Source organism: Mycobacterium sp. (genome assembly GCF_036273375.1).
Classification (GTDB): Bacteria; Actinomycetota; Actinomycetes; order Mycobacteriales; family Mycobacteriaceae; genus Mycobacterium.
Genome location: NZ_DASUHS010000054.1, coordinates 1 through 2,999, shown reverse-complemented (window position 1 = coordinate 2,999; position 2,999 = coordinate 1). Strand labels below are relative to the sequence as shown.

Annotated in this window: 3 protein-coding genes and 1 pseudogene; all 4 read left to right on the top strand. The window is 66.7% G+C overall.

Going from position 1 to position 2,999, the window contains the following annotated elements; translation table 11 throughout:
- The first annotated feature begins 45 nt into the window (after positions 1 to 45).
- The gene (locus VFW69_RS05180; RefSeq protein ID WP_526498846.1) at positions 46 to 825 is read left to right on the top strand and encodes an Rv3717 family N-acetylmuramoyl-L-alanine amidase; all 780 of its coding nucleotides are present in this window, start codon (positions 46 to 48) and stop codon (positions 823 to 825) included.
- A gap of 372 nt (positions 826 to 1,197) precedes the next feature.
- Positions 1,198 to 1,872 (top strand): DUF4190 domain-containing protein, encoded by a 675-nt coding sequence (locus VFW69_RS05175; RefSeq protein ID WP_526498844.1) that lies wholly within the window; start codon positions 1,198 to 1,200, stop codon positions 1,870 to 1,872.
- Between the two features lie 72 nt (positions 1,873 to 1,944).
- On the top strand, positions 1,945 to 2,610 hold the full coding sequence (locus tag VFW69_RS05170; protein WP_526498842.1) for a DUF4190 domain-containing protein: 666 nt from the start codon (positions 1,945 to 1,947) through the stop codon (positions 2,608 to 2,610).
- A 10-nt stretch (positions 2,611 to 2,620) separates the two neighbouring features.
- Positions 2,621 to 2,999 (top strand): annotated as a pseudogene (locus VFW69_RS05165) (hypothetical protein); the annotation flags it as partial.

Sequence of the window (2,999 nt, the reverse complement as noted above, 5' to 3'; positions counted from 1 at the left end):
CTACCTCTGCGGCCCGGTCGGCCAGCCGATTGTTACCATCGCGCGGTGAGTGATCGCCCTGGTGGGCTGCGAATTGTTGCTCGCCGCGACGTCCTGAGAATCGCCGGTGTGATGCCGGCGCTTGTCGCCGCCGGCGCATTGCTGCCCACCCCGCCCGCGTCGGCCGGTGTGGCCGGGATGTCGGTCTTCCTCGACCCCGGCCACAACGCCGTGAATGACGCGTCGATCAACCAGCAGGTCCCCAACGGCCGCGGCGGCACCAAGGCCTGCCAGACCTCGGGCGCGGTCGCCGACGATGGCTATCCCGAGCACGCGTTCACCTGGGCAGTGGTGGGACTGATCAACGATTCGCTGAACCAGTTGGGCGTTAGAACCCAGCTGTCGCGCGATAGCGACAGCGGAGTCGGCCCCTGCATCGACCAACGCGCGGCGGCGGCCAACGCCATGCACCCGGACGCAATCGTGAGTATCCACGCCGACGGTGGACCCCCATCCGGCAGTGGATTCCATGTCAACTACTCCAGCCCGCCGCTCAACGACGTCCAAGCAGGACCCGCCGTGCAGTTGGCGCATGCGATGCGGGATGCCTTGGTCCAGTCGGGTTTACAGCCGGCCAACTACATCGGCTCGGACGGCCTGTACGGCCGAGACGACCTCGCCGGGCTGAACCTGGCCCAGTACCCCGCGGTCCTGGTCGAACTGGGCAACATGAAAAACGCCGGTGACTTGGCGCGAATGGAAAGTCCGGACGGTCGGGCGAAATATGCCGCCGCGGTCACCCAAGGGATAGTCGCTTTTTTGAACTCCAAAGCCACGACCGGCTAGCACGAGCGCGAGTGAGCTAACTATCCAGCTCGCTTCGAGCACTCACCAGCTAACTGCCGCGGCCCGGGCAAGCAGGAGTCACGGATCTAGAGTTAACGTCGATAGAGACCGGATAGCGAACGTAACCCCGCAACCTAAATTGCGCGTGCGCGCGCCGCAGCACTATATATAGCAGTACCGAAAGGTGCTTCTCGTGGAAAAAGAGTGCGTCGTGCCTGCACCGACTATGTTGATTTGTTGCGGTGGGACATCACGAGTTTCAAGGCTTGTGGGAACGGTGAACGCCGCCGACTGGGCGCGTTGACGGGGAATGGGTGGCGATTTGATGAGGGGGATGGGTGACCAGCTCCGGCCCAGCATCGAGGGGCGCCAATGACATATAGCGGGGGTTATCAGGATCCGTTCGGTGGCGACCCATTCGGGGGGCAGGCCGGTGGCCAGGCGCCGGCGTTCGGCCACAACCCGCCCGGTCATCCGCCCGCAGGATCCGCCGCCTTTCCGTCCGGGCCGAAGGTCAACACGTTGGCCACGCTGTCGGCCATCTTCGCGTTCGTCTTCGCGCCGGCCGGTGCCGCGCTGGGGCACGTGGCGCTCTCCCAGATCCGCCAACGCCACGAGCGTGGCCGCGACCGCGCCATCTTCGGGATGACGGCTTCGTACCTGATCATCGTGCTGGCGGTCGGCGCACTGGCGGTGTGGTTGGCGACCAGCGGCGGATCCGATTCGAACACGGTCAAGACGGCGGCTCCCAGCCCTTACGTGCCGCCGACCCCGCCGCGCACCACGGTGATCACACCCCCGCCGGCGGGGCGTCCCAGCGTGTCCGTCAGCGACCTCCGCGTGGGTGACTGCATCGAGGTCCAGCAGAACAAACCGGACCCGTCCGAGAAGGCGGACTTCATCACCATCTACCCGGTCAGGTGCGAGGTGCGCGAAGGCGTGCTGCAAGTGACCCAATTGCTTTCCAACGACTCCTGCAAGACCCCCACGACGCTGTGGAACAAGAACAAGACCGTGTATGCCTGCATCGTCGACTTCAAGGGTTGAGATGGGGCAGCACAGAGTCGTCTCTCGTCGCACAACACAGCGGTTCGCCGCTATAGCCGGTGGGGTGAACTGATGTATCCCAGCGAAGACCCTTTTGCGCCGCCCTCCGGCGACCCGTTCGGCGGACCACCGCCCACCGTGTCATACGGCGGCGCGCCGACGGCTCCGGTCGGATACCCGGGGGCACCGTTCGGCGGACAGCCGCCGCGCGCGGACTACAACACGCTGGCGGTCCTCTCGCCGGTCTTCGGGGTGATCGTTCCGCCCGCCGGCATCGTCATGGGCCATCTCGCGTTGCCGCAAATCAATCGCAGCGGCGAACGCGGGCGCCCGGCCGCGATCGCCGGCCTGGTGATCGGCTACCTAATGTGTGTCCTGCTGATCCTCGGTGGCGTGTATTGGGGCACCCGGCCAAGCAGTTCGACTCCGGCGACCGCGTCCAGCTCGGCTCTGCCCAGGCCGTTACCACCGCGGGTCATCACGTCGGTCGCACCGGGCACCACGGTGCCGCGCGGCCCGAAGCTCGACCTGGCGACCGTGCCGATAGGCACCTGCGTGGAGCTTCAGCTGCGCAACAGCACGGGCAATGACGCGCTGGACTTGTTCGGTGTCGACTGCGAACACCGCGACGGGGTGTACACGGTTGCCGCGCGGGTGCACTCGAGCAACCAATGCAACTCGGTGTACGTGGCCGCACCTCCCGACCGTTCCTTCGCCCTCTGCCTGAATCCGTATTGAGGCGCGGACAATGAACGCACCAAACCCCTTCGACTTCAGCGACTTCGGGCCGGGCAAGCAGGCTCCGCCCGGTGGCCGACAGTCGCCTGCGCAGGGGCAGCAGGGTGGGGGTTATTCGGGCGGATTCGATCCATGGGCCAACCAGCGGCCGGGCCCGGGGGCGCCGCCGGGAACCGCCGATGCGTTTCAGGGACCACCGGCGTTCGACCCGACGAGTGGACGTGACGCGTTCGGGCAACTCACCGCGAGCCCGGCGGGCATCGGCGCGCTGACGACGGCGGGTCCGCCGCTGGTGTGGTTCGCGGTGGCCTTGGCACTGGCCCTCGTTGGTGTGGCGCTGGCCGGTACGAGCGCATTGGGCGGTCCGATGATTGCGGCCGCCGTCATGG